This is a genomic window from Enterobacter cloacae complex sp. OE43NF, from assembly GCF_023544405.1.
Taxonomy (GTDB): domain Bacteria; phylum Pseudomonadota; class Gammaproteobacteria; order Enterobacterales; family Enterobacteriaceae; genus Enterobacter; species Enterobacter cloacae.
The window spans coordinates 1-5,029 of record NZ_JAMJFW010000095.1; the positions used below are offsets into that span (position 1 = coordinate 1).

Annotated in this window: 3 protein-coding genes and 1 CRISPR repeat array; of the genes, 2 read left to right on the top strand and 1 reads right to left on the bottom strand. The window is 52.5% G+C overall.

What is annotated here, in order from left to right; translation table 11 throughout:
* Nucleotides 1–28: 28 nt before the first annotated feature.
* A CRISPR array of direct repeats spans nucleotides 29–356; the repeat unit is 28 nt; unit sequence TTTCTAAGCTGCCTGTACGGCAGTGCAC.
* 432 nt (nucleotides 357–788) lie between these two features.
* The gene (locus tag M8370_RS22765; protein ID WP_108453363.1) at nucleotides 789–2,300 is read left to right on the top strand and encodes a hypothetical protein; all 1,512 of its coding nucleotides are present in this window, start codon (nucleotides 789–791) and stop codon (nucleotides 2,298–2,300) included.
* 27 nt (nucleotides 2,301–2,327) lie between these two features.
* Here the strand turns inward: M8370_RS22765 and M8370_RS22770 are convergent, their stop codons facing one another.
* Nucleotides 2,328–2,711 carry an inner membrane protein YbjM gene (locus M8370_RS22770; RefSeq protein WP_013097375.1) on the bottom strand — a complete coding sequence of 128 codons (384 nt, stop codon included), beginning with the start codon at nucleotides 2,709–2,711 and terminating at the stop codon, nucleotides 2,328–2,330.
* A gap of 270 nt (nucleotides 2,712–2,981) precedes the next feature.
* On the opposite strand from M8370_RS22770, the gene M8370_RS22775 reads away from it, so the two are divergent.
* On the top strand, nucleotides 2,982–4,667 hold the full coding sequence (locus tag M8370_RS22775) for an aspartate:alanine antiporter (protein ID WP_014169303.1): 1,686 nt from the start codon (nucleotides 2,982–2,984) through the stop codon (nucleotides 4,665–4,667).
* The last annotated feature ends 362 nt before the right edge of the window (nucleotides 4,668–5,029 follow it).

Sequence of the window (5,029 nt, forward strand, 5' to 3'; positions counted from 1 at the left end):
TGGGCTGGCTCAAGCGCTTAACGCGCCATTTCTAAGCTGCCTGTACGGCAGTGCACGTAAGCCAGCTTGAACGACTGCCGCAAACCCTTTTCTAAGCTGCCTGTACGGCAGTGCACGTTATGAGTTTCACCAAAGGGTTCAGTATAACTTTCTAAGCTGCCTGTACGGCAGTGCACGGCCATGCCGTCCATCATGGGCGCAGCAATGATTTCTAAGCTGCCTGTACGGCAGTGCACCGCCAGCTGCTGCTGGGTAAACTGCAGCACCTTTTCTAAGCTGCCTGTACGGCAGTGCACAGCGGCGTAATGGATTGATTGAAGCGCTCAAATTTCTAAGCTGCCTGTACGGCAGTGCACTGAAAGCAAACATCGCTATCCTATTGTCATAAAAGAAAATAATCAATTCTGATGCCTTTAACCCTTTTTTCTACTCATTCAGTTCATCGTTAATAAATCAACAACTTACAAGGCCTTCCCTAAATAGGGTTTTGACGCATTTCGTCAGGACAGACCTTTCAATACCCCCTTGCGTATTTCTTCACAAATGATCTTTACGATGAAGTCCGGGCTCCCCACCTCAACCTGTTACGCAGACAACTTAAAAATAAATCTATAAAAATCAATACATTAAAAATTTTTCATTTTCTCTGGCGAAGCCGGGCGGTCTGATTATACTTTCTGAACGAACTCAAAATACTGTATACATATACAGTAAAATTATGTTCCGGGCAGGACGTCGCCTGACGCTGGGCAACGTCCGTTATGCAGGTTACCCCGTGGAGATACACCATGAACCCTGTCGTGAATACTTATCTCGCCGCCCCTAAAGCCGCTATCACACACTTCGACTCTTCTCAATCCGACTCGCTGCCGTTTCCGGTTCCGTCGGGTGAAAGTACAGTGCATGCGTCGTTACCGCTCACGCCTGCTCTACCGCAGGCGGTCAATGGTCCCATTAACATCATGACCCTCGCCTCCCCCTCACCCGATTATATGTGGGGAGTTACCTGGACCGGCATTACCTATATCAGTACCAGCGGTAATGCCTTTACACCCGTAGCACGCCTTCCCGTTCCGGGGCTGACTCAGTTTCCCATAGACCTGCTGGTGACACTACTCACCCAACCTCTGGATTCACCTGGCGTGATCGAAGGGATCTCTTCTCAACTCTCACCGGTTACCCCTTCCGGGGGAATTAACAGTGCCTATTGCCTTGTGGATAACACCAATACCTTGTTCGCTAACTACGGCACAAAAGTCTATGCCGTTGGGTTGAATGTTCCTGATTTACCGTTATTGGGGATAAGCATTAAACGCACGCTGGATACCTCGGCATTTATTCCGGAAGGACAGGCCATCACAGGTCTCGTGTTGACCTATGACGGGAATCTGGTTGTGCTGGGCACGCGGTCCATTTCGGTCGTTTCTCGCACCTTCTCTGGCCCGGTGCATACCCTGACGCTGGGAGCCGATGAGTATGTTTCAAACTCGGCGGCGGTAGATGAACACGGCGGTATTTATGTCGTCTCGGATAAGCTGATGCATAAAGTCGTCTGGACAGGCAGCACGCTCTCTGCCGATCCGGCCGATGGCGCATGGGTAAGTTCTTATCCCACCGGTGATACCTACCCGACCATCTTCGGCTCGGGTTCAGGGGCTACGCCGACATTAATGGGGTTCGGCAGCGATGCCGATAAGCTGGTAGTGATCACCGACGGTAAGAAGCGAATGAGTCTGGTGGCTTTCTGGCGCGATGCGATCCCAACCGGGTTCAGCGAGCGCATTGCGGGGATTATCCCGGTAACCTGCGGTCTGCCGCTGAGCACTGAATACATCCAGAGCGATCAGTCCGTGGCGATTCAGGACTACGGTGCCTTTGTGGTTAATAACGTAGGCGCAGGCACCGGTACGGGAGTCGCCCTTACCGACGCGCTGGCGCGCGGCCCAATCCTTGATTCCCCTCAGGGCGTTGAGCGCTTTGCCTGGGATCCCGTCAGTCACAGCTGGAGCTCAACCTGGAGCCGGGCAGATATCTGCTCCAACACCATGATCCCGGCCATCAGTTCTGCGAGTAATACGGTTTATACCAGCGGTTACTATCGCAATAACGGCGGATGGAAGGTGGTAGGTATGGACTGGAATACCGGGCAAACCGTGCACAGTACCGTATTTAACGACAATATCTGCGGCAACGGCATTTACGCGCAGATGGAGTTTATGCCGGATGGCGATCTCCTGATGAATAGCATCCTGGGGCCAATGAGGGTGCAATTGCCCGGCGGAACCGTGCTGCCGTTATGAGGACGCAATGAGGGCGCAACGGCGTCCTCATTCTTTTTTATTATGTAACCGTTGATGCCGTATCAGAGTGCGAAGAAACAGGAAAAACAGCGCACCGAGCGCGCACCAGAATACGCCGCTCAGCAGCCAGGCCAGCTCCTGCCAGAGGCTTCGTGTGGACACGAAAAGCAACCGCATCAGCACCAGACACAGCGGTGCCGCCAGCATTGCCCCTAACAGCGGCTTAACAACCTCGCCCTCGCGCGAGAGAAAACTCGCGGCCACGCCAGGCAGAATGAAAAAGAGCAGTCCCAGTTCCGGATGCCCGGAGGCTCTGAATGCCCCCTTAACATTAAACGCTAATGACATACAGACAACGGTGAACAGTAAGAAACAGCTTATCGCCCCTGCCCATTTTCCTTTAATGTTCAAATTATCCTCCTGACTTCTCTATCAAATAAAGTTTCGTCGCGTGGACACCCGATCGGATAAAGTTATGCGGCAATCCTTGCCAAAACCCGCATACGGTTATGCGATAATGAGTAGCCGTTGGTAGCTAATGCGATTAAACTATCCAGCTGCTATTGTCTTAGGGAATTTTTTTGGCCGCAGGGAGTGTAGAAGTATTCCCTGGCACTGAAAACAGTAGCCCAAAATGTCCTTTCATTCAACAACTTACTGGTAAACAAGAAGTTAGCCTCCGTGAATATAAACGTCGCAGACTTGTTAAATGGGAATTACATCCTGTTATTATTTGTGGTACTGGCGCTGGGCCTTTGCCTGGGTAAATTGCGCCTGGGTTCAGTACAACTTGGTAATTCCATTGGCGTTTTAGTCGTCTCCTTATTATTAGGTCAGCAGCATTTCAGCATTAACACAGACGCGCTTAACTTAGGTTTTATGCTGTTTATTTTTTGTGTTGGTGTGGAAGCGGGTCCTAACTTTTTTTCCATTTTCTTCCGCGACGGCAAAAATTATCTGATGCTGGCGCTGGTGATGGTCGGCAGTGCGCTGCTGATCGCGTTAGGGCTGGGTAAACTGTTTGGCTGGGATATCGGGTTAACGGCCGGTATGCTGGCAGGCTCCATGACCTCGACACCGGTTCTGGTGGGTGCAGGCGATACCCTGCGCCATTCCGGCATGGCCGGGGCACAGCTTTCTACCGCACTCGATCACCTGAGCCTGGGCTATGCCCTGACCTATCTGATTGGTCTGGTAAGCCTGATTGTAGGCGCACGCTATCTGCCGAAACTGCAGCATCAGGATCTGCAGACCAGCGCCCAGCAAATCGCCCGCGAGCGTGGTCTGGACACGGACTCCAAACGAAAAGTTTATCTTCCGGTGATCCGCGCTTATCGCGTCGGGCCAGAGCTGGTCGCCTGGGCGGACGGTAAAAATCTGCGCGAGTTAGGGATTTACCGCCAGACGGGTTGTTATATCGAACGTATCCGCCGTAACGGCATTCTGGCGAACCCGGACGGCGACGCGGTACTGCAGATGGGCGACGACATCGCGCTGGTGGGTTATCCGGATGCCCATGCGCGGCTGGACCCAAGCTTCCGTAACGGTAAAGAGGTATTCGACCGCGACCTGCTCGACATGCGTATCGTCACCGAAGAGATTGTGGTGAAAAACCACAACGCCGTCGGCCGTCGTCTGGCGCAGCTGAAGCTGACCGACCACGGTTGCTTCCTGAACCGCGTGATCCGCAGCCAGATTGAGATGCCTATCGACGATAATGTCGTCCTGAATAAAGGTGACGTGTTGCAGGTCAGCGGCGACGCACGCCGCGTAAAAACCGTCGCCGACCGCATCGGCTTTATCTCCATTCACAGCCAGGTCACCGACCTGCTGGCCTTCTGCGCCTTCTTTATTGTTGGCCTGATGATTGGGATGATCACCTTCCAGTTCAGCAACTTTAGCTTTGGCATCGGTAACGCCGCCGGGCTGCTCTTTGCCGGGATCATGCTGGGCTTCCTGCGAGCGAACCACCCAACCTTTGGCTACATTCCGCAGGGCGCGCTGAACATGGTGAAAGAGTTCGGTCTGATGGTCTTTATGGCCGGTGTCGGCTTAAGCGCCGGGAGCGGCATTGGCCACAGCCTGGGCGCCGTTGGCTGGCAAATGTTGGTTTCCGGACTTATCGTCAGCCTGGTACCGGTGGTGATCTGTTTCCTGTTCGGCGCATACGTGCTGCGCATGAACCGCGCCCTGCTCTTCGGGGCAATGATGGGTGCGCGTACCTGTGCGCCAGCGATGGAAATCATCAGCGATACCGCCCGCAGCAACATCCCGGCGCTGGGTTATGCGGGCACCTACGCTATCGCTAACGTACTGCTTACGCTGGCAGGTACGCTGATCATCATCATCTGGCCTGGACTCGGATAACTCCTAAGTTTACGCGTGGTTGAAAAAATTTTCGTTACGCGCAGAACTTTTTTATCAGGGGGCAGTCATAACTAGTGCCACTGCTTTTCTTTGATGTCCCCAATTTGTGGAGCCCATCAACCCCGCCGTTTTGGTTCAAGGTTGATGGGTTTTTTGTTGCCTGTTAAAATAAATTTTTAAAATCAATAAATTAACAACTCATTACATGGCAATTGGCGATAAAGAGGCGGCAGAGCCTGAGGGAATCCTCTAAATGGACAAAGTGAATACCGTAGCAATACTACTAATTTCGTTGTCGCTAGCCTTGATAGCTATTTTTTTGGGTATCGGTTCGGTATCAGGTTCAATACCGATAGGAAACT

What these genes read in the sequence shown, in the direction of transcription:
- M8370_RS22765 (WP_108453363.1), top strand. Translation starts at nt 789, where the DNA reads ATGAACCCTGTCGTGAATACTTATCTCGCCGCCCCTAAAGCCGCTATC.